The following is a 23,863-nucleotide window of genomic DNA, read 5'->3' as shown; positions in this document are numbered from 1 at the left end:
CCAGGGCGTCGCCGCACCCGTTTCCTCCCCGATCCTAGCCAGGACCGTTTCATGACCTACCAGCCGCCCGTTCGCGATCACGCCTTCATCCTGCGTGACGTGCTCAATATCGACCAGCACGGCGACCTGCCCGGCTTCTCGGACGCGCCGTTCGACGTCGTCGAGCAGATCCTGGACGCCGCCGCCCAGTTCACGGGCGAGGTCCTGGCCCCGCTCAACACGGTCGGCGACAAGAACGGCTGCCAGCTGGATCCGGCGACCAACACCGTCACCACGCCGCCCGGCTTCAAGGACGCCTACAAGCAGCTGTGCGAAGGCGGCTGGACTGGCCTGGGCTCGGACCCCGCCTATGGCGGCCAGGGCCTGCCCTATGTCGTGAACCTGGCCTTCAGCGAGATGTCGAGCTCGGCCAACATGGCCTTCTCGATGTATCCGGGCCTGGCCCACGGCGCCTATTCGGCCATCCACTTCGGCGGCACGGACGAACAGAAAGAGACCTATCTGCCCAAGATGGTGACCGGCGAGTGGACCGGCACCATGAACCTGACCGAGCCGCACTGCGGCACGGACCTCGGTTTGCTGCGCACCAAGGCCGTCCCGCAAGGCGACGGCAGCTACAAGATCACCGGCCAGAAGATCTGGATCTCGGCCGGCGAGCACGACATGTCGGACAACATCGTCCACCTGGTCCTGGCCCGCATCGAGGGCGCGCCGGCCGGGGTGAAGGGCATCAGCCTGTTCATCGTGCCGAAGTTCTTCCCCAAGGCCGACGGCTCGGTCGGCGAGCGCAACCAGGGCGTCAAGTGCGTCGGCCTGGAAGAGAAGATGGGCATCCACGGCAACGCCACCTGCGTTATGCAGTATGACGACGCCGTCGGCTATCTGATCGGCGAGGAGAACGCCGGCCTCAAGATCATGTTCGTCATGATGAACGAGGCCCGCCTGGGCGTCGGCATGCAGGGCGTGGCCCAGGGCGAGGCCGCCTACCAGGCCGCCGTCGCCTTCGCCAAGGACCGCCTGCAGGGCCGCTCGCTGACGGGCCCGAAAAACGCCGACGGCCCGGCCGACCCGATCATCGTCCACCCGGACGTGCGCCGCATGCTGCTGGAGAGCAAGGCCCTGATCGAGGGCGGCCGCGCCTTCCTGTTCTGGACCGCCCTGCACGGCGACCTGTCGCACGTCCACCCCGACGAGAAGGTCCGCGAGAAGTCGGCCGACTACATGGGCCTGATGACGCCGGTGCTGAAGGGCTACCTGACCGACAAGGGCTTCCAGGTCTGCTCGAACGCCGTCCAGGTGCACGGCGGCAGCGGCTTCACCGAGCACTTCCCGGTCAGCCAGTTCATGCGCGACTGCCGTATCGCCCTGATCTACGAGGGCACCAACGGCGTGCAGGCGCTGGACCTGGTGGGCCGCAAGCTGGCCTCCAAGGGCGGCCGCGCGGTCATGACCTTCTTCCAGGAGATCGACCAGTTCATCGGCGAGAACGACGCCGACGAGGCGATCAAGCCGTTCATCGAGGCCCTGGCCGGCGTGAAGGGCCAGCTGCAGGACGGCACCATGTGGCTGATGCAGAACGGTCTGCAGAACCCCGACAACGCCGGCGCTGCCTCCACCGACTACATGCACCTCTTCGGCCTGACGGGCCTGGCGTACATGTGGGCCCTGATGGCCAAGGCCGCCCAGGCCAAGATCGCCGCCGGCTCGTCCGATCCGTTCTACGCGACCAAGCTGACGACCGGCCGATATTTCATCGAACGCGTCTTGCCTGACGCCGCGTCGCATCTGGCCAAGCTGAAGACCGGTTCGGCGACCCTGATGGCGCTGCCCGCGGAGGCTTTCTGATCATGAGCGTGCTCAACGTGGAAAAACCGGCCTTCATGGCCGAGGAAGACATCGCGATCTTCGAGGACGCGGTGGGCAAATTCTTCGACGAGCACGCGCCCGAATCGACCGTCGCGAAGTGGCGCGAGAACCACTGCGTCGACCGCGACATGTGGACCAAGGCGGGGGAGGCCGGCTTGCTCGGCCTCTCCACGCCCGAGCAATACGGCGGCGCCGGCGGCGACTACCGGCACGAGGTCGTGCTGATGGAGCAGCTGGGCAAGAAGGGCGTCGACGGCTTCGGCGCCAGCCTGCACAACGCCATCGTCATGCCGTACATCGTCCACTACGGCACCGAGGAGCAGAAGCGGCGCTGGTTGCCGCGCATGGCCACCGGCGAGCTGGTCTCGGCCATCGCCATGACCGAACCCGGCGCCGGCTCCGACCTGCAAGGCATCAAGACCACCGCCAAGAAGGCCGGCAACCAGTACGTCCTCAACGGCTCCAAGACCTTCATCACCAACGGCCAGACCGCCAACCTGATCTGCGTGGTGGCCAAGACCGACCCGGCCGGCGGGGCGCGCGGCACGTCCTTGATCTTCGTCGAGACCGACGACGCCGAGGGCTTCGAGCGCGGCCGCAACCTCGACAAGCTGGGCCAGGAGGCCCAGGACACCTCGGAGCTGTTCTTCAACGACGTGAAGGTTCCCACCGAGAACCTGTTGGGGACCGACGAGGGCCAGGGCTTCTTCCAGCTGATGAGCCAGCTGCCGCAGGAGCGCCTGAACATCGCCGTCCAGGGCATGGCGACCATCGAGCGGGCGCTGGAGCTGACCATCGCCTACGTCAAGGACCGCAAGGCGTTCGGCAAGGCGATCCTCGACTTCCAGAATACCCAGTTCGTCCTGGCCGAGTGCAAGACCGAGGCGACCGTCGCCAAGGTCTTCGTCAACCACTGCATCGGCCAGCACCTCGAGGGCAAGCTCGACGCGGCGACCGCCTCGATGGCCAAGTACTGGGTCTCGGATCTGGAGAACAAGATCGTCGACCGCTGCCTGCAGCTGTTCGGCGGCTACGGCTTCATGAACGAGTACCCGATCGCGCGCATGTACAAGGACAGCCGCATCCAGCGCATCTACGGCGGCACCAACGAGATCATGAAACTGCTGATCGCGAGGACCCTGTGATCACGCTCTCCCTGATCGGGCTGCTGGCCGGCCCCGCCGCGGCTCCGCCGCCCAGCGACGCTCGCTCCGCCGTGGTCTGCGTGCGCGCCGTGCAAGGCCCCCGCCCCCTCACCTTCTCCGGCGAGCTGGTCGGCAAGCGACCGCAGCCGGGCGCCTTCAAACTGCCGCTGCAACCCGCGGGTCAGGACATCTGCAGCACGCTGCTGCGCTCCAAGATCGCCGAGTGGAGGCTGGAGGTCACGACCTCGGGCTTCACCGCCTGCGCGCTGCCGCCGCCGGAGTTCGGCTCGCGCCTCTACTACCGCGCCAAGGTCTCGGCCCGAGGCCTCAAGTGCGAGCCGATCGGCAAGTACCCGATCGGCAACTGGAAACCATAACGACGCGACCCGCCCCAAGGGCCGCGCCACGGACACGAACAACGCTTCGCAGGAAGGAGCCATTCCATGGCTGACGCTTACATCTTTGACGCCGTGCGCACGCCGCGCGGCAAGGGCAAGAAGGACGGGTCTCTGCACGAGATCACCTCGCTGTCCCTGGCCACCCAGGTCCTGGAAGCCCTGCGCGACCGCAACGGCCTCGACACCAGCAAGGTCGACGACGTCGTCCTGGGCTGCGTCGCCCCGGTCGGCGAGCAGGGCAGCGACATCGCCCGCACCGCCGTCCTGACCGCCGACTACGCCGAGAGCGTCGCCGGCGTGCAGATCAACCGCTTCTGCGCCTCGGGCCTGGAAGCGGTGAACATGGCCGCGGCCAAGGTCGCCTCGGGCGAGGCCCAGCTGGCGATTGGCGGCGGGGTCGAGAGCATGAGCCGCGTGCCGATGGGCAGCGACGGCGGCGCCTGGCCGACCGACCCCTCCTCGGCCTTCAAGACCTATTTCGCCCCGCAGGGCGTCTCGGCCGACCTGATCGCCACCCTCTATGGCTTCAGCCGCGACGACGTCGACGCCTACGCCGTCGAGAGCCAGAAGCGCGCCGCCGCCTCGTGGGCCGACGGTCGCTTCAAGAAGTCGGTGATCCCGGTGAAGGACCAACTGGGCCTGACCATCCTGGACCACGACGAGACCGTGCGCGGCAATACGACCATGCAGACCCTGGCCGCGCTGAACCCCTCGTTCACGGGCATGGGCGAGATGGCCTTCGACGCCGTCGTCACCCAGCGCTACCCGCAGGTCGAGCGCGTCAACCACGTCCACCACGCCGGCAACAGCTCGGGCATCGTGGACGGCGCGGCCGGCGTGCTGATCGGCACCAAGGAGATGGGCGAGGCGCTTGGCCTTAAGGCCCGCGCCAAGATCAAGGGCGCGGCCTCGATCGGCAGCGAGCCCTCGATCATGCTGACCGGCCCCGCGCTGGTCACCGAGAAACTGCTCAAGAAGCTGAAGATGGAGGTCAAGGACATCGACCTCTATGAACTGAACGAAGCCTTCGCCGCCGTCGTCCTGCGCATGATGCAGGCGCTGGACATCCCGCACGACAAGATGAACGTGAACGGCGGCGCCATCGCCATGGGCCACCCGCTGGGCGCCACCGGCGCGATGATCCTGGGCGCCATGGTCGACGAGTTGGAGCGCTCGGACAAGGAAACCGCCCTGATCACTCTGTGCGTCGGCGCCGGCATGGGCACCGCCACCGTCATCGAACGCGTCTAAGACCGAGGAACTAGCACCATGGAAAACTTCAAGATCGAGGTCGATTCCGACGGCGTGGCCCTGGTCACCTTCGACGTGCCCGGCCGTTCGATGAACACCCTGACCGCTTCGGTCATCAAGGAAATCGGCGAGATCGTCGAGCACATCAAGACCGACGAGGCCATCAAGGGCGCGGTCATCACCTCGGGCAAGGCCAGCGGCTTCTGCGCCGGCGCGGACCTCGGCGAACTGGGCGGCAATGGCGGCCTGGGCGGCGGCTCGGCTGGCGGTGAAGCCGGCCTGAAGGCGGCGTTCGACGCCGGCTTCGCGCTCAACAAGGCCTTCCGCGCCCTGGAGACCTGCGGCAAGCCGGTCGCCGCGGCGATCAACGGCCTGGCCATGGGCGGCGGTCTCGAGATCTGCCTGGCCTGCCACTATCGCGTGGTCGGCGACAATCCGAAGACCCAGCTGGCCCTGCCGGAAGCCAAGGTCGGCCTGCTGCCGGGCGCCGGCGGCACCCAGCGCCTGCCGCGCCTGATGGGCGTGATGGCCGCGGCGCCGTACCTCTTGGAAGGCAAGTCGATGAAGCCGCAGGAGGCTCTCGCCCTGAAGGTCGTCCACGAAGTGGTCGCGCCGGGCTCGGAAGTCGAAGCGGCCAAGACCTGGGTCAAGACCAAGGGCGACCCCGTCGCCCCGTGGGACAAGAAGGACTTCAAGCTGCCCGGCGGCGGACCCTACACACCGACCGGCAGCCAGGTGTTCGTCATGGGCAACGCCATGCTGCGCAAGCAGACCTATGGCAACTATCCCGCCCAGCTGAACATCATGAAGGCGGTCTACGAAGGCACGCAGGTCCCGTTCGACGCGGCCATTCGCATCGAGACCCGCTATTTCCTGAAGACGATGATGTCGCCCCAGGCCAAGGGCATGATCCGCACCCTGTTCCTGTCCCTGCAAGAGCTGGGCAAGGGCTCGGGCCGCCCGGCCAACGTCCCGCCGTCGGAAGCCAAGAAGGTCGCCGTGCTGGGCGCGGGCATGATGGGCGCCGGCATCGCCTATGTCCAAGCCATGGCCGGCATCGAGACGGTCCTGATCGACCAGAGCCAAGAAGCCGCCGACAAGGGCAAGGCCTATGCCGAGAGCCTGCTGAAGAAGGCGGTCTCGCGCGGGAAGATGAACCAGGAAAAGGCCGACAAGGTCCTGGCCCTGATCACCCCGACCACCGACTATGATCGCGTCAAGGGCAGCGACCTCGTCATCGAGGCGGTGTTCGAGAACCGCGAGATCAAGGCCGAGGTCACCAAGAAGGCCGAGGCCCAGCTGGCCGAGACCGCCATCTTCGGCTCCAACACTTCGACCCTGCCGATCACCGGCCTGGCCAAGGCGTCCGTGCGTCCGAAGAGCTTCATCGGCATCCACTTCTTCTCGCCGGTCGACAAGATGGGCCTGGTGGAGATCATCATGGGCGAGGAGACCTCTCAGGAGGCCCTGGCCAAGTCGATCGACTACGTCCTGAAGATCAAGAAGACGCCGATCGTCGTCAACGACAGCCGCGGCTTCTACACCAGCCGCTGCTTCGGCACCTTCGTGCAGGAAGGCCTGGAAATGCTGGCCGACGGCATCGCCCCGGCCATCATCGACAATGTCGGTCGCGCCACCGGCATGCCGCGCGGTCCGCTGGAGATGAACGACGACGTCGCTCTCGACCTTGGCTACAAGGTCACCCAGCAGACCAAGAAGGACCTCGGCGACAAGTTCGAGGATCGTCCGTTCGCCCCGATTATCGAGAAGATGGTGGTCGAGCTGCAGCGCTTCGGCCGCAAGAACGGCAAGGGCTTCTACGACTATCCGGAGAATGGCCCCAAGACCCTGTGGAAGGGCCTGTCGGACCTCGCTCCGGTGAAAATCGCCGAGGCTGACCAGGCGCTGATCCAGGAGATCCGCACCCGGCTGCTGTACCGCCAGGCCGTCGAAGCCGCCCGCTGCTTCGAGGAAGGCGTCATCACCGACCCGCGCGAAGCCGATGTCGGCGCGATCCTGGGCTGGGGCTTCGCGCCCTGGACTGGCGGCCCGATCAGCCTGATCGACGCCGTCGGCGCCAAGGCCTTCGTCGAGACCTGCGACGCCCTCGCCCAGAAGCATGGCAAGCGGTTCGCCCCGCCGGCCCTGCTGCGCGAAATGGCCGAGAAGGGCGAGACCTTCTATGGCCGCTTCGGCGTCAAGGCCAAGGCCGCCGCGTAGCGGTTCTTCGCATCGCTGAAACACGGGAAGGCCCGGCGGCGACGCCGGGCCTTTTTGTTGTCGGCCAAGGTCACGCTTGCGCCTTATCCCGCGCCTATCGAGGTCCCCGCGCCGCGGCGCCCGGAGAGACCATGAGCAAGGCGATCGCCATCGGAACCTGGCGACGGCCGCCCTCACGGCGGGAATCGCGGCGCACCCTCGTAGCCTGGATCGCGGTGCTGGCCGCTCACGCCCTGGCCCTGCTGGCCCTCGTCGCCGGCGCCCATTGGACGCCCAATCTCGTCGAGCCGCCGATCATAGAGGTCGAGCTTGTCGAAGCCCCGACCGCTCCGTCGCCGGAAAGGGCCGTGGCCAACCGCCCCGCCTCGGTTCGAACGCCACGCTCCCCCGTCGAGGCCCCGCCCCCGGTCGCCGCGTCTCCACCGGCGAAACCAGCACGACCAGCTGGCCCGCCCGCCGTCGTGGCGCCGCCAGGCTTCACCGCCCGCAAGCTGGTCGAGCAGAGCGACGAGACCCGTAAGAGCTTGCGCGACAGTCTGGGCTGCCGCCACGAACAGGTCACGGCCCTCACCCGCGACGAGAAGGCCGCCTGCGCCGAGGGCGACGGCAAGCGCGCCCTGACCGCGCCGATGTACGCCGCCATCGACCCAGACAAGAAGGCCGCCTTCGACGGCGACTGCAAGAAGGACGACGACTGGTGCCTCTATCGGACCGGCAAGGGGCCGTATCCGGGCATCTTCGCGCTTGGCAAGAAGAAGAAGCGCAAGGGCTGGGACGACTAGGCGTTCGAGACGTCCATGCCCAGCGTCGGCCCGATGCCGTTCGGATGCTCGCCGAAATAGTTGTGGCTCGCCCGCGCCTTCGCGAGCGCTTCGAGCCGGTCGCGGAGGCCGTCCTCGAGGCGCAGCGTCGGCGCGTCCTCGGGATCATCGCCCTCGGCGGCGGGAATCGCGGCGGCGATCACCTGACGCAGCCGCGCGACAAAGCGTTCATCGTCCGCCGAACCAGCCTCCGGCGGCGCGTCCAGAAAGGCCAGGACTTCCTCGAGGGCGGTTTCGTGGTCGACGACTTCAAGCATGGCGGGCTCCTTCGCCGAAGAAACGAACGCGCCAACACCCCAGTTCCGACGCGGCGCGGCGCCGGTTGGGACTTTTAGGAAGAAGAGAGAGGAAAAGTGGTGCCGCCTAGGTGACTCGAACACCTGACCTACGCATTACGAATGCGCCGCTCTACCGGCTGAGCTAAGGCGGCCCACGGACGCTTCGGAAGCGATCCCGGAGCGGAGGGAGCGCCTATTTAGCGGGGCGCGAGCCGCTTGCCAAGCGTCGTCTTGCACCAGAATTGCGACGCGGCGCGGGAGCCGGTTCCGGCGGGTCCGGAAGCGGGTGCGCGTCGAACACCCCAGGGTCGTCTGGAATGGGCATCAGAGCGCCGCCCGTCTCCGCGGCGCGGATGAACGGCGTCGATTCGACATAGGCCGACGGGACCTCTGGCAGGTCGCTCATCGTGCGCTCCCGGCGCTCGTGGCGCGGATGGATCAGCTGGCCGGTCTCGGCGTAGCTGACCGCCAGGCGCGCCCAGTCCTCGCGCTGGTAGGCGAAGGCGCGGCCCTCGGGGTCGAGATCCGACCAGTCCGGCTCCCGGGGCGCGTCAATCCCACGCGCGATCCACGCGCGCGCCTCGTCGGCCTGTCCGTTGGCGGCGGCGACGCGCGCCATCAATCCCGCGAAGCGGGCGGTGGGGGCCTCGTCGTCGAGCAGCCGCGCCGCCGCGCGGGCCGCGATCGGATCGCCGCCGGTCAGGGCCGCCTCGACCCGCAGGATCAGGCTCTCCCGAGCCTCCGGACGCAAGGCGGCGAGAGCGGCCAGTCGCTGGGCCCGAGCCTTGGGAGTCTCGTTGGTCTTCAGGTCGCGATAAGCCAGCCACAGCGCCGGATGCGGCTGGGCCTTCCAGGCTGTCTCGATCATCTGGCTGGCCTTGGCGGTCTTGCCGTCATCGGCCAACAGGCGCGCGGCCATGATCACGCCGGGCGTGAAGTCGGGCTTGAGCTTGACCGACTGGTTGGCGAAGTCGAGCGCCTGGGCGCGCGCCTTCGGATCCGGCGACTCCTCGAGGCTGGCGGCCGAGGCGGCCAGCAGGGCGGCGCGGCTGCGCTCGGCGAGGACCGGCGAGACGATCTTACGCTCCAGGGCGCCCTGGACCAGCTGCAGCGCGGCGGCCCAGTCGCCGACCTCCAGCCGCGCCTCCAGCAAGGCGCGCCAGGCCCAGCGAGCCGTGCGGGCCAGGCCATAGGCGGTCTCGGCATGACGGAGCGCCGTCTGCTTGTCGCCGTCGGCCAGGGCCGCCTGCATCAGACCGCGCAGGCCCGCCAGGCGCATCTCGGGAAAGCCCAGCATGGCGTTATAGGCGCTGGCGGCGCCGCCGCGATCACCGGCCGCCTCGGCGGCCTGGGCCGCGAGCACCCGGACCAGGCCGGGGGCGTCCTCGGCCAGCTCGGCGGATTTCTGGGCCAGGCGGCGGGCCTCGGAGCCGTCCCCCGCCGCCACGGCCAGGAAGCCGCGCGTCAGGGCCTCGATCGCCTGCTTGCGCTTGGCCTCGGCGCGGGCTCGGGCGGCGCGGCGCGGCGCCTCGACGATCCAGATCACGCCGCGCCACAGCACGGTGAAAAGCAGGGCCGAGAACAGGGTCAGCAGGGCGGCGGTGGCCGCTGTCATCTCGATGCGCCAGCCCATCCACTCCAGGGACGCCCGGCCGGGCTCGCCCGTCAGGGCCAGGACGCTGACCGCGACGGCGGCCACCAGGAAGAGGGCGAAGACGACACGGGTCATGGGGCGGTCCGCGCGATACGCGACAGGGCCGCCAAGGCGTCGGCGCGAACCGAGGCCACGTGGCGGTCGATCTCGATCCGGCGGTTGGCGGCCGCGAACCAGGGGGCCAGCACTTCGCGCGCCGGGTCGGGCAGCGCGCCCAGGGCGGCCACCGCGCCCTCGACATCGCCCTCGTCCAGCAGGACCTGGGCGCGGGCGAGGATCGCGTCGGGCGTCGAGCCCTTGAGCGACCCCACGTGGCGAATCGAAACGATGCTCGACAGCGCGTAACGGATGCGCGCGAAGAGATCGGCGTCGGCGCCAGGATTGCGCGCGGCGCTGGCGGCGCGGCCGGCGAGATTGCCGAACTGGACGGCGAGGCCGGCGCGGGTCGGCGCGCCTAGGCGGGCCAACGGCTCCAAGGCCCGCAAGCTGGGCGAGGCGGGCAGGATGCGTTGCAGGCCCGCCAGCGCCTCGGCGAAGGGGCGGGACTCGCTGGCCGCCTCGGCCAAGGTCGAGACCGCCAGGGCGGCGGCGGCGGCGTCCGCGACGCTCTGCTGGGCGGTCTCGAGAGCGGCGACACGGCCATCCAGACGCGCCACGTCCTCGGCGGGGGCGGTCGACGTCTCGGCCTGACCGGCGGGGACGGTCGGAACGGGCGCCGGCGCGACGCGCTCGGCGATCGGTTTGGCGCTGGGAACCGCGGAGATCGGCGCGGCGGGCGCCGGCCTGGCCGGGAATAGCGCCGGCCCGAACCAGGCGACGCCGGCGCCCAAGATGGCGCAGAGCAGACACAGGAACAGCCAGATCCAGACGCTGGGGCCCATCACCTTCTTGCGCGCGTACAGCGCGGGATCGCTGGGGGCGACGATTTCAGCGGGATCGGGAACGGCGTTCATACGCCATTCGTGCCCCACGCAGACGCGCCGCGCAACGTTGCGCTTAAGCCGAGAGCAGGGCCAACAGCGCGGTTTCGTCCGGCCGCGGCGCGCGGGCCACAGAGCCGCTTTCGACGAGCCCGTCCAGGGGCGCCGCGACCGCCTCGGAAAGACATAGCGCTCGCAACGCTTGGGCGGGTCGACACCTCAGGATGCCGGCCAGCCCGCGAGCCGCTCGGGGCGAGTGGAGAAGCACGGATAGGGGCCGGCCCAGAAGCGCCAGGGTCGCCTCGGAAGGCGCCCGATCGACCGTCTCGTAGACCGCCACGCCGCGCGCGGCCACGCCCGCGTCGTTCAACGCCGCCACCAGATCGCCGGCGGGCTCCCGGGCTCCGGCCCACAGGATGGAGTCCGGCCGGGCGGTAAGGATCAGACGGGCCAGGTCCTCGACATCGCCGTCCGCGCTGGAGACCTGAGTGAACCCCGCCTCGCGCGCCGCCACGGCCGTTGCGCGGCCAACGGTGAACACGGGCAAGGCCCTGGAATCGCACAGTCGCGAGAAGGCCTGGACGCCGTTGGCGCTCGTGAAGGCCAGGGCCGCGGCGTCCGCCAGATCGATCGACGCGGCGATCGGCGCGACCTCCAGCAGCGGATCGACGATTGGCGCGAAGCCAAGCGTCGCGACCTTGGCGGCGGTGGCCTCGGCGCCGGGCTGGGCGCGCGTGATCCAGACCGGCGCGCCCTCGTTCATGGCCTATTCCGGCAGCAGGATGGCGTCGCCGCCTTCGGCGCGGACCTCGCCGCCCAGCTTGAGGCCCAACGCCAGGGCTTCGCCGGCGTCGTCGGCTCCCGACAGGGTGATCTCGCCGTGGCGACGGAAACGTCGCGAGCCGTTCGGGGTCAGGGCCTCGACGATCATCGACAGGCGCGCGCCGTTCAGGGTGGCGCGGGCGCCGATGGCGGTGCGGCACGACCCTTCCAAGGCCAGCAGCGCCCCGCGCTCGGCGGCGACCGCGATGGTCGTGGGCCGGCAGCGGACCGCGTCGAGCCAAGGGGCGCCGACATCCTCGGCCCGCGTCTCGATGACCAGGGCGCCCTGGCCGGGCGCCGGCGGGCAGGCGTCGGGATCGATCCAGCTTTTGGTCAGGTGGCCAAGGCCCAGGCGATTGAGGCCCGACTGCGCCAACAGGATGGCGTCGGCCTCGCCGCGCTCCAACTTGGCCAGGCGCGTATCGACATTGCCGCGCAACATGACGATCTCGAGGTCGGGCCGCGCGTGCAGGGCCTGGGCCTGGCGGCGCAGGCTGGCGGTGCCGAGGCGCGCGCCCTTGGGCAGGTCTTCGAGCCGCTCGCACACGTGGCTGATGAAGGCGTCGCGCGGGTCTTCCCGTTCCGGCGTCGCGGCCAGGACAAGGCCTGGCGGCAGCTCGGCGGGCATGTCCTTCAGCGAGTGGACGGCGCAGTCGATGCGGCCGTCCAGCAGGGCTTCCTCGATTTCCTTGGTGAAGAGGCCCTTGCCGCCGATCTCCATCAGACGGCGATCCTGGATGCGGTCGCCGCTGGTGACGATCGGGATCAGCGGCGCGAAGGCCTCGATCTCGTCCTTGGAAGCGCCGGCCGGCGCGCCGAGCGCGGCGGCGATACGGGCCTGCATCAAGCCGGATTGCGCCAGCGAGAGCTTGGAGCCGCGCGCGCCGATGCGGATGGGAGGTTGCCGGGACACGGTCGGAACGTTACCTGCGGAAGCGAAATTCATCCTCGCTGCTACAGGAGCGGCGAAAGGCCCGCAACAAATGACCACCCTTAAGCCCTCGGGGCTCACGATCCTCGGCCTGGAGACCAGCTGCGACGAGACCGCGGCCTCGGTCGTGCGCCGCGAGGAAGACGGGAGCGTCAGCGTGCTGTCGTCGGTCATCGGGACGCAGTTCGAGCAGCACGCGCCCTTCGGCGGCGTGGTGCCCGAGCTGGCCGCCCGCGCCCATGTCGAGTCGATCGACGCCATCGCCGCCGAGGCGATGCGGGCGGCGGGTCTCGGCTTCGAGGAGCTCGACGGCGTGGCGGCCACCGCCGGCCCCGGTCTCGTCGGCGGGGTCATGGTGGGCCTGGCGTTCGGCAAGGCGGTCTCGCTGGCGCGCGGCGTGCCGCTGGTGGCGGTGAACCATCTGGAAGGCCACGCGGTCTCGGCCCGTCTTGGCGCGGATGTCGGCTATCCGTTCCTGCTGCTGCTGGTCTCTGGCGGCCATTGCCAGCTTCTGGAGGTCGCCGGCGTGGGGGCCTGCAAGCGCCTGGGCACCACGATCGACGACGCCGCCGGCGAAGCCTTCGACAAGATCGGCAAGAGCCTGGGCCTGCCCTATCCCGGCGGTCCGGCGCTGGAGAAGCTGGCCGTGGGCGGGAACCCCGACCGCTACCCGCTGCCCCGCGCCCTGCTGGGCCGCAAGGATTGCGACTTCTCGTTCTCAGGCCTGAAGACCGCCGCCGCGCGGATCGCCGAGACCCTGACCACCGACGAGGAACGCCGCGATCTGGCCGCCGGCGTCCAGGCCGCCATCGCCCGCCAACTGTCCGAACGGGTCGATCGGGCCATGAAGCTCTACAAGGAAAGTCACGAGCCGGCGGATCTCCGCTTCGTCGTCGCCGGCGGCGTGGCGGCGAATGGCGTGGTGCGCGCGGCCCTCTTGGCCAACTGCGAGAAAAACGGCTTCACCTTCGCCGCCCCGCCGCTGGCCTACTGCACCGACAACGCCGCCATGATCGCCCTGGCCGGGGCCGAGCGGCTGGCGCTGGGGATCTCCGACGACCTCGACGCCGTCGCCCGTCCGCGCTGGCCGCTGGACGAGGCCGCCGCGCTCGCCAATCCCGCCAACGCTTACGGCCGCAAGGGAGCCAAGGCATGACCTTCCACCATGCGGGCGTCATCGGCGCCGGCGCCTGGGGCACCGCCCTGGCCCAGGTCTGCGCCCGGGCCGGACTCGCGGTCACGCTGCAGGCGCGCGAGACCGAGGTCGTGGCCTCGATCAACGAGACCCACGAGAACGCCCTGTTCCTGCCGGGCGTGACGCTGGAGCCGACCATCCGCGCGACCGCCGACATGAGCGCCCTCGCGGACCGCGACCTGATCCTGGCCGTCGCGCCGGCCCAGCATCTGCGTTCGGCTTTGAGCGCCCTGGCGCCCCACCTGAAGGCCAGGGTCCCCGTCGTGCTGTGCGCCAAGGGCGTCGAGCAAGGCTCGCTGAAGCTGATGACCGAGGTCGCGGCCGAGACCATCCCCGGCGCGCCGATCGCGGTGCTATCGGGTCCCAGCTTCGCCGGCGAGGTGGCCCGAGGCCTGCCCACCGCCGTCACGCTCGCCTGCGACGACGAGGAGCTGGCGCGCGCCATCGCCCACGCCATCGCCACCCCGACCTTCCGCCCCTATGTGGCCGCCGACATGATCGGGGCCGAGGCCGGCGGAGCGGTGAAAAACGTCCTGGCCATCGCCTGCGGCGTCGTCGAGGGCAAGGGCCTGGGCCGCAGCGCCCACGCCTCGGTGATCACCCGCGGCTTCGCCGAACTGACCCGCTTCGCCGTGGCCCTCGGGGCTCGGGCCGAGACGCTGAACGGCCTGTGCGGCCTGGGCGACCTGGTTCTGACCTGCTCCAGCCCGCAGTCGCGCAACATGAGCGTCGGCCTGGCCCTGGGCCAGGGCCTGACCCTGGAGCAGGCCCTGGCCGGCAAGCTGTCGGTCGCCGAGGGCGTGGCCTCGGCCCCCGCCGTCCGGGCGCTGGCGCGCAAGCTGGGCGTCGAGGTTCCGATCTGCGAGGCGGTCGCCGCCATCCTCGACGGCGACCTGGCCGTCGACGCCGCCATCGCCGGGCTGCTGTCGCGCCCGCTGAAGTCCGAAGGTTTCTAGAACAAGGATCTCCGCATGGCCCTCTTCGCCATCATCTGCAAGGACAAGCCCGGCGCGCTGGACACCCGTCTAGCCACCCGCCCCACGCACCTCGACTATCTGAACCAGTCCCAGGGCCTGAAGCTGGCCGGCGCTCTGCTGGGTGACGACGGCAATCCGATCGGCTCGCTGCTGATCGTCGAGGCCGAGGACCTGGCCGCCGCCCAGGCCCAGGCCGACAACGACCCCTTCACCGCCGCCGGCGTGTTCGAAAGCGTCGAGGTCCGGCCCTGGCGCGTGGCGATCGGCGCGCTCTAGGCCCTTGCGCGGCGATCCCGACAATCTCGCCCGCCCCGCCGCCGGGACCCCGCTCTGCGCGCTGGACGAGATCCCCTCGCCCGGCTCGAAGGGCTTCCGCTTCCGCGAGGGCGAGGCGCTGTTCGCCGGTTTCGTGGTGCGCCGGGGCGAGACGCTGGTCGGCTATGTCGACAGCTGCCCGCACGCCGGCTGGCCGCTGGCGGGGTTCGCCGGCCGCTATCTGACGCGCGAGAACGACTACATCCTGTGCGCGGGGCACGGCGCGCTGTTCAAGATCGAGGGCGGCGCTTGCGTCGCCGGCCCCTGCCCCGGCCAAGCCCTGACGCCCTGGCCGGTGACCGTTCGCGACGGCCAGATCATCGTCGCCTAGGCGATCGCCGGACGACCCGGCGCGACACTATGCCACTGCCGGTTGGACGACGTGATTAAGCGCGGTTAGCAAATCGTCCCGCATCCTCCCACGCGATCAAGCGAAGGCGGAGAAGTCTAGATGGCGTCCCTCGGGCGGAAGGTCATGGGCGCGGCGGCGGGCGCGGCCCTGCTATGCGCGGCGACGGCCGGAACGGGACTTTGGGTGGCTCACAGCCTCGACTCCGCCCTGGTCCGCGAGGAAGGCTCGGCCCGCATCCTGCGCCTGCACATGCACGGCGACATGATGCACGACGCCCTGCGCGCCGACGTCATGGGCGCCATCATGTCCAGCGATCCGGCGCTCGGCGTGGATCTGAAGGCCGTCCGCGCCGACCTGGCCGAGCACACCGCCGCCTTCAAGGACGATATCGCTCAGGGGGGGCAACTGGCCCATGACCCGGCGATCAGCGCGGCGCTCTCCGAGGTGAAGGCGCCCCTGGCCGCCTATATCGCGGCCGCCAACGGCATCGTCGCCATCGCCGACACCGATCCCGCCGGAGCCCGCGCCCAGCTCCCCGGCTTCGCGGCCCAATTCTCCGTGCTCGAGGACAAGATGGAGGCGGCCTCCGGAAAGATCGAGGCCACCGCCACCCGCGACGCCGCGGCCGCCAAGTCGCTGGGCCTGCTGGGCCAGGCGGTGATGGGCGCCCTGCTGCTGACCGCCGCCGTGTTCGCCGGCGTGCTGATCTTCGCCGCCCGCCAAGGCCTGATCCTGCCCCTGACGTCCGTGACCCGCGCCCTGCGGGGCCTGGCGAACGGCGACGTCAATGTGGTCCTGCCCGTCATCAAGAGCCGCGACGAGATCGGCGAGATGACCCACGCCCTGCGCACCTTTCACGAGACGATCGAGGCGCGCCAGAAGGACCTGGAGGCGGCCGATGTGCGAGAAGCCCTGGAAGCCGAGCGGCGCGAGGCCGAGCGGCGTCGCGACGAGGCCGAGGCGGTGCAGAAAGCCGTCGTCAGCAGCCTCGCCGAGGCGCTGGATCACCTGTCGGACGGCGACCTGTCGCATCGCATCGATCGACATTTCCCCGAGGGCTATGAGCGGCTGCGCGTCGACTACAACGCCGCCGTCGAGAAGCTGTCGGCCGTGATCGCCTCCTCGCTGGAGGCCACCAACATGATCCACGGCGGCTCGCGTGAGATCACGTCCGCCGCCGATGACCTGGCCCGCCGCACGGAACAGCAGGCGGCCAGCCTGGAGGAGACCGCCGCGGCCCTAGACCAGATCACCGCCAAGGTGCGCCAGACCGCCGAGACGACCGGCCGCACCCGCTCGGTGGTGGAACGGGCGCGCGAGGCCGCCGGCGCCAGCGGCGACATCGTCGACCAGGCCGTCGGGGCGATGGAGGCGATCGAGAAGTCCTCCGCGCAAATCGGCCAGATCATCGTCGTGATCGACGAAATCGCCTTCCAGACCAACCTTCTGGCCCTGAACGCCGGGGTCGAGGCCGCCCGCGCCGGGGAAGCCGGCCGCGGTTTCGCGGTCGTCGCCCAGGAAGTGCGAGCCCTGGCTCAACGCTCGGCCGACGCGGCCAAGGAGATCAAGGACCTGATCGCGACCAGCTCGGCGGAGGTTGAACACGGCGTCGAGCGGGTGGGCCGCACCGGCGAGGTCCTGCGCGCCATCGCCACCGAGGTGCAGCAGATCGACGGTCTGGTCCGCGACATGGCCGCCTCCGCCGCCGAACAGGCGCGCGGCCTGGCCGAGGTCAATGGCGCCGTCGCCCAGATGGACCAGGTCACCCAGCAAAACGCGGCCATGGTCGAGGAGACCACCGCCGCCAGCCACGCCCTGGCCCAGGAAGCCACCCGCCTGGCCCAACGCATGGGCGAACTTCGGATCAGCGCCGAAGCGCGGACCGCGGCGGCGGCGTAAGCCGAGCGGCGGCCCTGGCCGCCCTGCACGACGGTCTGACGGCGGAAAGCCCAGGGCTTGCGGAGAACCGCCGTTAGACCTTCGCGTTCAGACCTCATGCCCCGGTTCATCACCATCGGCTATGGAGACAGGTCCGGTTACGATCGGACGGCCAAGGTGGCGCGAGACGCCGCGCATGCGGCCGACGCCCGGCGCGTGCGCGAAGGCGACGTCATGGGTGTGGCGGGTAGGCCCGTGCAGGTGCGAAATCATGACGCCGCGAAGGTGGAAGTGACGGAGGGCTCATTCTTGTCCGCCGATCTGCCGATAGCGGGTTTCGCCCTCATCGAGGCCCCGGACCTGGACGCCGCGATCGCCATCGCGGCCCAAAGTCCCTGCGCGGTGGCCCAGGGCGTCGTCGAGGTCTGGCCTCTGGATCCGGCGTCGGGCCCCAGGGATTAGACGCCCAGACCGCCTAGCGCTCCGCCAGCCAGTCTCCCGACTTGCCGCCGGTCTTTTCCAGCAGGCGCACGGCCTCGATGACCATGCCCTTCTCGGCGGCTTTCAGCATGTCGTAGATGGTCAGGCAGGCGATCGAGGCGGCCGTCAGGGCCTCCATCTCGACGCCGGTGGGGCCGGTGGTCTTGACCCTCGCCGTCACCGAAAGCCCGCCCTCGGCCGGCTCGACCGACACCTCGACCTTCGACAGCGCCAGCGGATGGCATAGCGGGATCAGGTCCGAGGTCTTCTTGGCCGCCATCACCCCGGCCAGCTCGGCCACGGCGCGCACGTCGCCCTTGCGGCCCGAGCCCGACACCGCCAACGCCAGGGTCTCGGGGCTCATCCGCACGAAGCCGATGGCGACCGCCTCGCGGGCGGTCGCCGGCTTGTCGGAGACGTCGACCATGCGGGCGCGGCCCTGGTCGTCGATGTGGGTCAGCTTGCTCACGGTTCCAGAAGCCTCATTGTTCGAGCAAGCGCGGCATCAGCTCGACCATGTTGCAGGGCTTGTGGCGGCTGTCGAGCTGGGCGCTGATCACCTTGTCCCAGCCGTCCTTCACCGCGCCGTTGCTGCCCGGCAGGCAGAAGACGAAGACCCCGCCGATCAGGCCGGCCGTGGCCCGCGACTGCAGGGTCGAAAGGCCCACCGAGGCGTAGGACACCAGGTGGAAGACCACCGAAAAGCCGTCGATCTTCTTGTCGAACAGGGGCTCCAGCGCCTCGACCGTGACGTCGCGGCCGGTCAGGCCGGTGCCGCCCGTGGTGACGATGGCGTCGACGGTCTGGCTGTCGATCCAGTCGCGGACCTGCCCCCGAACGCGCTCGATGTCGTCGCGGACCACGACACGGCCGGCAAGCTCGTGACCCGCGGCCTTGATCCGCTCGACCAGGATCTGGCCCGAGGTGTCGCTCGCCTCGTCGCGGGTGTCCGAAACGGTCAGCACCGCCACGCGCACCGGCTTGAAGGGCAGCTCCGGCTTGATCCCGCCGCCCGGCTTCAGGCCCGCGTCCGACATCGTCTCTCCCCTCAATCCCAGCGTTGAGCGTCTGACCTATCGCGGTCCGTCGGCTCGATCCAGCGCGCGCCGTCCGGACCGTGCTCCTTCTTCCAGAAGGGGGCGCGGCTCTTCAGATAGTCCATCAGGAAGTCACAGGCCTCGAAGGCCTCGCGACGGTGGCCGGCCGCCGTGGCGACGAAGACGATCGCCTCGCCCGGCGCGATGCGGCCCACGCGATGGACGACCTGGACGTCCCGCAGCCCGAAGCGCGCGACGGCCTGGTTCGCGATCTCGCCGATCGCCGCCTCGGTGAAGCCGGGATAGGCCTCGAGCTCGAGCGCCGCGGCGGCGCCCCGCTCGGCGCGGGCCAGTCCCACGAACGTCGCGACGGCGCCCGTCTCGGACCGATCGGCGCAGAAGGCCGTGACCAGCGCGCCCGGCTCGAACGGCTGGTCGGTGAGCGCGATCTTCATCCGCCGCTCATCGGCGGCAGGAAGGCGACTTCGGCGCCGGCCGCCAGAGCCGCCTCGCCCCGAACCAGGACCTTGTCGACAGCGACCTGCACGCCCGGCGCGGCCAAGGCCTCGCCCAGGCCCGCGTCCTCGGCGGCGAGCGCCGCGCGCAGGGCGGCGAGATCTTCCGCCTCGATCCGGCGGTCCCGCCAGCCGGCCTGGTCCGCCAGGCGTCCGAACAACAGCACGCGCGCCATCCCTAGCCTCCCGTCGTCGACATGTGGCGGGCGACGGCGGGACGCGCCGCGGCGATCTGGAAGTCATGCCCCTGGGGCTTGGTCCCGATGGCCGCGAAGATGGCCGCGCGCAGCCCCGCCTCGTCGGCGCCCGAGCGCAGCACGGCGCGCAGGTCGCTGGCGTCGTCGCGGCCAAGGCAGGTGTGCAGCGTTCCGGTGCAGGTCAGGCGCACCCGATTGCAGGCGTCGCAGAAATTATGGCTGAGCGGCGTGATGAAGCCCAGGCGGCCGCCCGTCTCGGCGATCCGGACGTAGCGGGCCGGCCCGCCGGTGGCGAGCGGGATGTCCTCCAGCGTCCAATACGAGGAAAGATCGCGCCGCACCTCGGCCAGGGACAGGAACTGGTCGGTGCGATCCTGGTCGACCTCGCCCAAGGGCATGGTTTCGATCAGGCTGATGTCGCGGCCCCGCGCGTGGGCCCAGGCGATCAGGTTCGGCAGATCCTTGGCGTTGTCGTCCTTTAGGGCCACGGCGTTGATCTTCACCGCCATGCCCGCGGCCTGCGCCGCGTCGATCCCGGCGATCACCCGCGCCACGTCGCCGCCTCGGGTCAACCGACGGAATGTCGCCGGGTCCAGGGTGTCCAGCGACACGTTGATCCGCCGCACGCCGTGGCTGGCGAGCTCGGCGGCATAACGCTCCAGCTGAGCGCCGTTGGTGGTCAGGGTCAGCTCGTCCAGGGCCCCCGACGCCAGGTGCCGCGACAGGCGCTCCACCAGGGTCATGAACCCCTTGCGGACCAGCGGCTCGCCGCCGGTCAGGCGCAGCTTGCGCACGCCCAGGCCGATGAAGGTCGAGGCCAGACGGTCCAGCTCCTCCAGGGTCAGCACCTCGGCCTTCGGCAGGAAGGTCATGTGCTCGGCCATGCAGTAGACGCAGCGCAGGTCGCAGCGGTCGGTGACCGAGACCCGCAGGTAGGTGACGGCGCGGCCGAAGCCGTCCACCAAGACGGGCGGGCTGGGCGCGGCCAAGACCGCTTGCGCGGCGCTGTCGTCATAGGGCGTCATGTCTGACCGCAAGATAGGCGCTGGAGCCGATGACGCAAAGCCATACCCCGGTCTTGGACGTTCCCGTCTTGGACGCCGTGCTTCTCGCGGCGGGACGCGGCGTCCGGTTCGGCGGTGACAAGCTGCTAGCCGACCTCAAGGGCGAGCCCCTGGCCAGTTGGGCGTTGTGGACCGCCCTCGCCGCGCCCGTGCGTCGGGTCTTCGCGGCGGTGGGAGACGATCCCCGGCTTATCTCGGCCCTCGGGAAGGCCGCCGCCCGCCGGGACGCTGGCGATCGGCTCGTGCTGGTCCCGGTCGTCAGCGCCGACGAAGGCATGGGCGCGTCGCTGCGGACCGCCGCCGCCGCGCTTCCGGCCGACACGCGGGGCGTGTTCGTATTCCTGGCCGACATGCCCGCGATCGCTCCCGAGACGCCGGCGAGGCTGGCCGCGGCGTTGGACAAATCCGACGGCATCGTCGTTCCCGTCCACGCCGGACGGCGCGGTCATCCGGTGCTGTTCGGCGCCGATTGGCGGGCCGCCCTCCAGAGGCTCTCGGGTGACGAGGGCGCGCGTATGCTGCTGGCCCAGGCCGGATCTCGCCTCATCGCGGTCGAGGTGGATGACCCCGGCGTCCTGCTCGATGTGGACAGGCCCGAAGACCTCGGCCGACTCCCGCGTCCTATTGGAGCGAGCGCTCCGGATCGCTGAGGATTTGCTGAATCTTGGCGACCAGGGCCAGGGCGCCTTCGGTATCGCCTCGCTCCTGCATCGCCGCGAGGCGCGGCACCAGGATCAGCAACACCCTCCGGTGATCCTCTCGGATTCGAGACAGCGCCGCCCGAAACTCCGCGACATCATCCTCGACTTGGTCTTCCGAGGAACCGGACAGCTCGGCCATGACCACCCCACGCTTTGGCGAACAGGGACACAATGCTCGGATAGGTCGATTCCGTCCAGCCTGCCGCGGCGTCAGGCGCCCCGGATTAGGGGAAGTCGGGAGGTGGCCCGCTGGTCCAGCGCCAGCAGGGCGTTGGCGACGGCCGGCGCGATCACGGGCGTGCCGGGCTCGCCCACCCCGCTGGGCGGTTTACCAGAGGGCACGATATGGGTCTCCACCATCGGCGCCTCATTGATCCGCAGCACGCGATAGGTGTCGAAATTGCCCTGATCGACCCTGCCGTCCGTCAGGGTCACTTCGCCAAACAGCGCCGCCGACAGGCCATAGCAAATCCCGCCCTCCATCTGGGCGGCGATCTGGTCGGGGGAGACGGCCACGCCGCAGTCGACGGCCGCGATCACGCGGCCGACGCGCGGGACGCCATCCTCGCGCTTGACCTCGGCGACCTGGGCGACCACCGAGCCGAAGCTCTCGTGCACGGCCACGCCCCGCGCCCAGCCGGGCGTCGCCTCAGGCCCGGCCTTGTCGATGGCGTGGTTCAGCGCCGCCAGATGCCGGTCGGCGCCGGCCTTGCGATAGAGCGCGCGGCGATAGTCGACCGGATCCTTGCCGGCCTTGCGGGCCAGCTGGTCGATCGTGTGCTCCATGACGAAGGCGGTGTGCGTCGCGCCCACCGAGCGCCACCACAGCACCGGCACGCCCACGTCCGGGAAAGCGACCTGGGCGTCGACCACGGGCGTGGCCTTCAGGTACGGCGATCCCGCCGCGCCCTCGATGGCGGTCTGGTCCGGCCCCTTGCCCATCGGCATGGGCGAGCCCTTCATGATCGACTGGGTGACGATCCGATGGCGCCAGGCCGCCGGATAGCCGTCCTTGTCCAGCGTGACCTTGACCGCATGGATCACGATCGGGCGGAAATAGCCGGCCCGCATGTCGTCCTCGCGCGTCCAGACCAGCTTCACCGGTCGGCCGTCGCCGACCTTCTTGGCGATGTGGACGCATTCGGCGACATAGTCGGACTGGAAGTTGGCCCGCCGACCAAAAGAGCCGCCGGCGAACAGGGTCTCGATCTCGACGGACCCCGGCAGGCAGCCAACGATCTTGGCCGCGTTCAGCTGATCCAGCGTCGGACCTTGCGACCCGAACACGAGCTTGACCTTCGAGCCGTCCACCGAGGCGACGCAGTTCATCGGCTCCATGGTGGCGTGGGCCAGATAGGGGAATTCGTAGGTCGCCTCGAACACGTCCTCGCCCTTGGCCGTGGCCAGGGACGAAGCGTCGCCGCGCTGATCGAACGGCTCCCATTCGACCGACGTATCCTTGCCGGCGAGGATGTCCTTGAAATGCTGGGCGATCGCGGCCGACCCCCGCTTTTCAGCCTTGTCCTCGTCCCAGGCGACATTCAGCGCCTCGCGGCCCAGCTTGGCGGCGTAGGTGTTCTGGGCGACCACCGCCACGCCGGACGGGACCTCGAACACATCGACCACGCCCGCGACCTTCTTGGCCTCCGTCGCGTCGAAGCTCTTCACCTTGGCGCCGAAGCGCGGCGGGTGGGCGACCATGGCGGTCAGCATGTTCGGAAGGCGGACGTCCTGGGTGTAGCGCGCCGTCCCGTCGCTCTTGGCCCGGGAGTCCTTGCGGCGCACCCGGTCCGTGCCGATCAGGGTGAAGGTCTTGGGGTCCTTCAGCTTGACGTCGGCCGGCGGCGGGACCTTGGCCGCGTCCGCGAGCAGGTCGGCGAAGGTCGCGGTCTTGCCCGAGGCGTGGGTCAGGAGGCTGTCCTTGACCGTGATCTCGCCGACCGGGACGTTCCAGCGATTGGCGGCGGCCTGGACGAACATGGCGCGGGCGGTGGCCCCAGCCTTGCGCAATTGGTCCCAGGAGTTGGAGATCGCCGACGAGCCGCCCGTCAGCTGCGCGCCGACATTGCCGTTGGAATAGAGCTTGGCGTTGGCGGGCGCCTGCTCCACCCGGACCCGAGCCCAATCGGCGTCCAGCTCCTCGGCGACGATGGCGGCGAGGCCCGCGTGGTTGCCCTGGCCGAACTCGATATGCTTGGAGATCACGGTCACCGCGCCGTCGGGCGCGATCTTGATGAAGGGGCCGAAGGCGCCGACCTCGACCTTGGAGCCCAGGCTCATCAGGTCGGCCGGCGAGCACCCCACCAGCAGCGATCCGCCGACCAGAGTGGCGGCCACGACCACGTCGCGACGGCTGGGCGCCTCGGGCTTGAAGGGCTTGTTCATCGGGCGCCCCCCTCGGCGACGTCCTTGATCGCCGCCCGGATGCGCTGATAGGCGCCGCAGCGGCAGATGTTTCCGGCCATGGCGGCGTCGATGTCCTCGTCCGAGGGCTTGGGCTTCTCGGCCAACAGCGCGGCGGCCGACATGATCTGGCCCGACTGGCAGTAGCCGCATTGGGGCGCGTCGTGGCGCACCCAGGCCTCTTGCACTGGGTGGGCGCCGCCAAGGCCTTCGATCGTGGTGATCTTGCCCGCGCCGACCGCGGCGATCGGCGTCACGCACGAACGGATCGGCTGGCCGTCCAGATGCACCGTGCAGGCCCCGCACTGGGCCACGCCGCAGCCGAACTTCGTACCGGTCAGCCCCAGCTCGTCCCTGAGGACCCAGAGCAGCGGCGTGTCGGGCGCGCCCCCCGCCGTCACCGTCTTGCCATTGATGTCCAGCGTGGTCGCCATGTTGTGTGC

General features: G+C 70.0%; 25 protein-coding genes, 1 tRNA gene and 1 pseudogene. 13 read left to right on the top strand and 14 right to left on the bottom strand.

The annotated features are described in order from the left end of the window. Positions 1 to 51 precede the first annotated feature (51 nt). From J2728_RS15445 to J2728_RS15420, 6 genes are all read left to right on the top strand, one after another. Positions 52 to 1,845: an acyl-CoA dehydrogenase C-terminal domain-containing protein gene (locus J2728_RS15445; RefSeq protein ID WP_310000538.1), complete on the top strand. Its 1,794-nt coding sequence runs from the start codon at positions 52 to 54 to the stop codon at positions 1,843 to 1,845. Between the two features lie 2 nt (positions 1,846 to 1,847). Then, positions 1,848 to 3,011, top strand: coding sequence for an acyl-CoA dehydrogenase family protein (locus J2728_RS15440; RefSeq protein WP_310000537.1), 1,164 nt, complete (start codon positions 1,848 to 1,850; stop codon positions 3,009 to 3,011). Then, positions 3,008 to 3,388 (top strand): hypothetical protein, encoded by a 381-nt coding sequence (locus J2728_RS15435; RefSeq protein WP_310000535.1) that lies wholly within the window; start codon positions 3,008 to 3,010, stop codon positions 3,386 to 3,388. Before J2728_RS15440 ends, J2728_RS15435 begins: the two co-directional genes overlap by 4 nt. A 66-nt stretch (positions 3,389 to 3,454) precedes the next feature. Continuing rightward, complete coding sequence (locus tag J2728_RS15430) at positions 3,455 to 4,660, top strand: acetyl-CoA C-acetyltransferase (RefSeq protein WP_310000534.1); 1,206 nt, start codon at positions 3,455 to 3,457, stop codon at positions 4,658 to 4,660. Between the two features lie 18 nt (positions 4,661 to 4,678). Next, positions 4,679 to 6,880 (top strand): 3-hydroxyacyl-CoA dehydrogenase NAD-binding domain-containing protein, encoded by a 2,202-nt coding sequence (locus J2728_RS15425; protein ID WP_310000531.1) that lies wholly within the window; start codon positions 4,679 to 4,681, stop codon positions 6,878 to 6,880. A gap of 131 nt (positions 6,881 to 7,011) precedes the next feature. Beyond that, positions 7,012 to 7,662, top strand: a complete 651-nt coding sequence (locus J2728_RS15420; protein WP_310000528.1) for a hypothetical protein — start codon at positions 7,012 to 7,014, stop codon at positions 7,660 to 7,662. On the opposite strand, the gene J2728_RS15415 is transcribed toward J2728_RS15420, so the two are convergent. From J2728_RS15415 to hemC, 6 genes are all read right to left on the bottom strand, one after another. After that, on the bottom strand, positions 7,659 to 7,958 hold the full coding sequence (locus J2728_RS15415) for a hypothetical protein (RefSeq protein WP_310000525.1): 300 nt from the start codon (positions 7,956 to 7,958) through the stop codon (positions 7,659 to 7,661). The genes J2728_RS15420 and J2728_RS15415 overlap by 4 nt on opposite strands. 97 nt (positions 7,959 to 8,055) lie before the next feature. Next, a tRNA-Thr gene (locus J2728_RS15410) sits at positions 8,056 to 8,131 on the bottom strand. 41 nt (positions 8,132 to 8,172) lie between these two features. Continuing rightward, the gene (locus tag J2728_RS15405; protein ID WP_310000521.1) at positions 8,173 to 9,708 is read right to left on the bottom strand and encodes a heme biosynthesis protein HemY; all 1,536 of its coding nucleotides are present in this window, start codon (positions 9,706 to 9,708) and stop codon (positions 8,173 to 8,175) included. Beyond that, complete coding sequence (locus tag J2728_RS15400; protein WP_310000517.1) at positions 9,705 to 10,586, bottom strand: COG4223 family protein; 882 nt, start codon at positions 10,584 to 10,586, stop codon at positions 9,705 to 9,707. The genes J2728_RS15405 and J2728_RS15400 overlap by 4 nt, the downstream gene beginning before the upstream one ends. 43 nt (positions 10,587 to 10,629) lie before the next feature. Next, positions 10,630 to 11,316 (bottom strand): uroporphyrinogen-III synthase, encoded by a 687-nt coding sequence (locus J2728_RS15395; RefSeq protein ID WP_310000515.1) that lies wholly within the window; start codon positions 11,314 to 11,316, stop codon positions 10,630 to 10,632. A gap of 3 nt (positions 11,317 to 11,319) precedes the next feature. Then, a complete protein-coding gene (hemC, locus tag J2728_RS15390) occupies positions 11,320 to 12,288 on the bottom strand; it encodes a hydroxymethylbilane synthase (RefSeq protein WP_310000512.1) in 969 nt (322 codons plus the stop codon). A gap of 70 nt (positions 12,289 to 12,358) precedes the next feature. On the opposite strand from hemC, the gene tsaD reads away from it, so the two are divergent. The 6 genes from tsaD to J2728_RS15360 all read left to right on the top strand — a co-directional run bounded on the left by tsaD (position 12,359) and on the right by J2728_RS15360 (position 17,485). Continuing rightward, the gene (gene tsaD, locus J2728_RS15385) at positions 12,359 to 13,462 is read left to right on the top strand and encodes a tRNA (adenosine(37)-N6)-threonylcarbamoyltransferase complex transferase subunit TsaD (RefSeq protein ID WP_310000510.1); all 1,104 of its coding nucleotides are present in this window, start codon (positions 12,359 to 12,361) and stop codon (positions 13,460 to 13,462) included. Next, positions 13,459 to 14,457: an NAD(P)H-dependent glycerol-3-phosphate dehydrogenase gene (locus J2728_RS15380; protein WP_310000508.1), complete on the top strand. Its 999-nt coding sequence runs from the start codon at positions 13,459 to 13,461 to the stop codon at positions 14,455 to 14,457. Before tsaD ends, J2728_RS15380 begins: the two co-directional genes overlap by 4 nt. Positions 14,458 to 14,472: 15 nt before the next feature. Further along, positions 14,473 to 14,754: a YciI family protein gene (locus J2728_RS15375; RefSeq protein ID WP_013077265.1), complete on the top strand. Its 282-nt coding sequence runs from the start codon at positions 14,473 to 14,475 to the stop codon at positions 14,752 to 14,754. A 4-nt stretch (positions 14,755 to 14,758) separates the two neighbouring features. Further along, on the top strand, positions 14,759 to 15,124 hold the full coding sequence (locus tag J2728_RS15370; protein ID WP_310000501.1) for a Rieske (2Fe-2S) protein: 366 nt from the start codon (positions 14,759 to 14,761) through the stop codon (positions 15,122 to 15,124). A 120-nt stretch (positions 15,125 to 15,244) separates the two neighbouring features. Then, positions 15,245 to 17,044, top strand: a complete 1,800-nt coding sequence (locus J2728_RS15365) for a methyl-accepting chemotaxis protein (RefSeq protein WP_310000500.1) — start codon at positions 15,245 to 15,247, stop codon at positions 17,042 to 17,044. 96 nt (positions 17,045 to 17,140) lie between these two features. After that, positions 17,141 to 17,485, top strand: coding sequence for a YciI family protein (locus J2728_RS15360; protein WP_310000499.1), 345 nt, complete (start codon positions 17,141 to 17,143; stop codon positions 17,483 to 17,485). Between the two features lie 13 nt (positions 17,486 to 17,498). On the opposite strand, the gene moaC is transcribed toward J2728_RS15360, so the two are convergent. From moaC to moaA, 5 genes are read right to left on the bottom strand one after another with little or no spacing between them, the layout of a single operon-like run. Continuing rightward, positions 17,499 to 17,972: a cyclic pyranopterin monophosphate synthase MoaC gene (gene moaC, locus J2728_RS15355; RefSeq protein ID WP_310000497.1), complete on the bottom strand. Its 474-nt coding sequence runs from the start codon at positions 17,970 to 17,972 to the stop codon at positions 17,499 to 17,501. Between the two features lie 13 nt (positions 17,973 to 17,985). Next, entirely contained in the window at positions 17,986 to 18,540 is a 555-nt protein-coding gene (gene moaB, locus J2728_RS15350; protein WP_310000494.1) for a molybdenum cofactor biosynthesis protein B, read from the bottom strand. Positions 18,541 to 18,551: 11 nt separating this feature from the next. Further along, on the bottom strand, positions 18,552 to 18,995 hold the full coding sequence (locus J2728_RS15345) for a molybdenum cofactor biosynthesis protein MoaE (protein WP_310000493.1): 444 nt from the start codon (positions 18,993 to 18,995) through the stop codon (positions 18,552 to 18,554). After that, positions 18,992 to 19,231: a MoaD/ThiS family protein gene (locus tag J2728_RS15340; RefSeq protein WP_310000492.1), complete on the bottom strand. Its 240-nt coding sequence runs from the start codon at positions 19,229 to 19,231 to the stop codon at positions 18,992 to 18,994. The genes J2728_RS15345 and J2728_RS15340 overlap by 4 nt, the downstream gene beginning before the upstream one ends. Before the next feature lie 2 nt (positions 19,232 to 19,233). Next, complete coding sequence (gene moaA / locus J2728_RS15335) at positions 19,234 to 20,277, bottom strand: GTP 3',8-cyclase MoaA (protein ID WP_310000675.1); 1,044 nt, start codon at positions 20,275 to 20,277, stop codon at positions 19,234 to 19,236. Between the two features lie 29 nt (positions 20,278 to 20,306). Here moaA and J2728_RS15330 point away from each other — a divergent pair, with 29 nt between their 5' ends. Beyond that, the gene (locus J2728_RS15330; RefSeq protein ID WP_310000490.1) at positions 20,307 to 20,966 is read left to right on the top strand and encodes a nucleotidyltransferase family protein; all 660 of its coding nucleotides are present in this window, start codon (positions 20,307 to 20,309) and stop codon (positions 20,964 to 20,966) included. Here the strand turns inward: J2728_RS15330 and J2728_RS15325 are convergent. From J2728_RS15325 to J2728_RS15315, 3 genes and pseudogenes are all read right to left on the bottom strand, one after another. Further along, the gene (locus tag J2728_RS15325; RefSeq protein WP_310000488.1) at positions 20,938 to 21,156 is read right to left on the bottom strand and encodes a hypothetical protein; all 219 of its coding nucleotides are present in this window, start codon (positions 21,154 to 21,156) and stop codon (positions 20,938 to 20,940) included. The two genes, J2728_RS15330 and J2728_RS15325, sit on opposite strands and share 29 nt — an antisense overlap. A gap of 71 nt (positions 21,157 to 21,227) precedes the next feature. Next, on the bottom strand, positions 21,228 to 23,402 hold the full coding sequence (locus J2728_RS15320) for a xanthine dehydrogenase family protein molybdopterin-binding subunit (protein WP_310000486.1): 2,175 nt from the start codon (positions 23,400 to 23,402) through the stop codon (positions 21,228 to 21,230). Then, positions 23,347 to 23,854, bottom strand: a pseudogene (locus tag J2728_RS15315) ((2Fe-2S)-binding protein); the annotation flags it as partial. The gene J2728_RS15320 and the pseudogene J2728_RS15315, both read right to left, overlap by 56 nt. Positions 23,855 to 23,863: the final 9 nt, after the last annotated feature.

This window comes from Caulobacter segnis (genome assembly GCF_031454995.1).
In the GTDB taxonomy this organism is placed as follows: domain Bacteria; phylum Pseudomonadota; class Alphaproteobacteria; order Caulobacterales; family Caulobacteraceae; genus Caulobacter; species Caulobacter segnis_E.
This window is presented reverse-complemented; position numbering and strand designations above follow the sequence as displayed.

What these genes read in the sequence shown, in the direction of transcription:
- J2728_RS15445 (WP_310000538.1), top strand. Translation starts at nt 52, where the DNA reads ATGACCTACCAGCCGCCCGTTCGCGATCACGCCTTCATCCTGCGTGAC.
- J2728_RS15440 (WP_310000537.1), top strand. Translation starts at nt 1,848, where the DNA reads ATGAGCGTGCTCAACGTGGAAAAACCGGCCTTCATGGCCGAGGAAGAC.
- J2728_RS15430 (WP_310000534.1), top strand. Translation starts at nt 3,455, where the DNA reads ATGGCTGACGCTTACATCTTTGACGCCGTGCGCACGCCGCGCGGCAAG.
- J2728_RS15425 (WP_310000531.1), top strand. Translation starts at nt 4,679, where the DNA reads ATGGAAAACTTCAAGATCGAGGTCGATTCCGACGGCGTGGCCCTGGTC.
- J2728_RS15420 (WP_310000528.1), top strand. Translation starts at nt 7,012, where the DNA reads ATGAGCAAGGCGATCGCCATCGGAACCTGGCGACGGCCGCCCTCACGG.
- J2728_RS15415 (WP_310000525.1), bottom strand. Translation starts at nt 7,958, where the DNA reads ATGCTTGAAGTCGTCGACCACGAAACCGCCCTCGAGGAAGTCCTGGCC.
- J2728_RS15405 (WP_310000521.1), bottom strand. Translation starts at nt 9,708, where the DNA reads ATGACCCGTGTCGTCTTCGCCCTCTTCCTGGTGGCCGCCGTCGCGGTC.
- J2728_RS15400 (WP_310000517.1), bottom strand. Translation starts at nt 10,586, where the DNA reads ATGAACGCCGTTCCCGATCCCGCTGAAATCGTCGCCCCCAGCGATCCC.
- J2728_RS15395 (WP_310000515.1), bottom strand. Translation starts at nt 11,316, where the DNA reads ATGAACGAGGGCGCGCCGGTCTGGATCACGCGCGCCCAGCCCGGCGCC.
- tsaD (WP_310000510.1), top strand. Translation starts at nt 12,359, where the DNA reads ATGACCACCCTTAAGCCCTCGGGGCTCACGATCCTCGGCCTGGAGACC.
- J2728_RS15380 (WP_310000508.1), top strand. Translation starts at nt 13,459, where the DNA reads ATGACCTTCCACCATGCGGGCGTCATCGGCGCCGGCGCCTGGGGCACC.
- J2728_RS15375 (WP_013077265.1), top strand. Translation starts at nt 14,473, where the DNA reads ATGGCCCTCTTCGCCATCATCTGCAAGGACAAGCCCGGCGCGCTGGAC.
- J2728_RS15365 (WP_310000500.1), top strand. Translation starts at nt 15,245, where the DNA reads ATGGCGTCCCTCGGGCGGAAGGTCATGGGCGCGGCGGCGGGCGCGGCC.
- J2728_RS15360 (WP_310000499.1), top strand. Translation starts at nt 17,141, where the DNA reads ATGCCCCGGTTCATCACCATCGGCTATGGAGACAGGTCCGGTTACGAT.
- moaB (WP_310000494.1), bottom strand. Translation starts at nt 18,540, where the DNA reads ATGTCGGACGCGGGCCTGAAGCCGGGCGGCGGGATCAAGCCGGAGCTG.
- J2728_RS15345 (WP_310000493.1), bottom strand. Translation starts at nt 18,995, where the DNA reads ATGAAGATCGCGCTCACCGACCAGCCGTTCGAGCCGGGCGCGCTGGTC.
- J2728_RS15340 (WP_310000492.1), bottom strand. Translation starts at nt 19,231, where the DNA reads ATGGCGCGCGTGCTGTTGTTCGGACGCCTGGCGGACCAGGCCGGCTGG.
- moaA (WP_310000675.1), bottom strand. Translation starts at nt 20,277, where the DNA reads ATGACGCCCTATGACGACAGCGCCGCGCAAGCGGTCTTGGCCGCGCCC.
- J2728_RS15330 (WP_310000490.1), top strand. Translation starts at nt 20,307, where the DNA reads ATGACGCAAAGCCATACCCCGGTCTTGGACGTTCCCGTCTTGGACGCC.
- J2728_RS15325 (WP_310000488.1), bottom strand. Translation starts at nt 21,156, where the DNA reads ATGGCCGAGCTGTCCGGTTCCTCGGAAGACCAAGTCGAGGATGATGTC.
- J2728_RS15320 (WP_310000486.1), bottom strand. Translation starts at nt 23,402, where the DNA reads ATGAACAAGCCCTTCAAGCCCGAGGCGCCCAGCCGTCGCGACGTGGTC.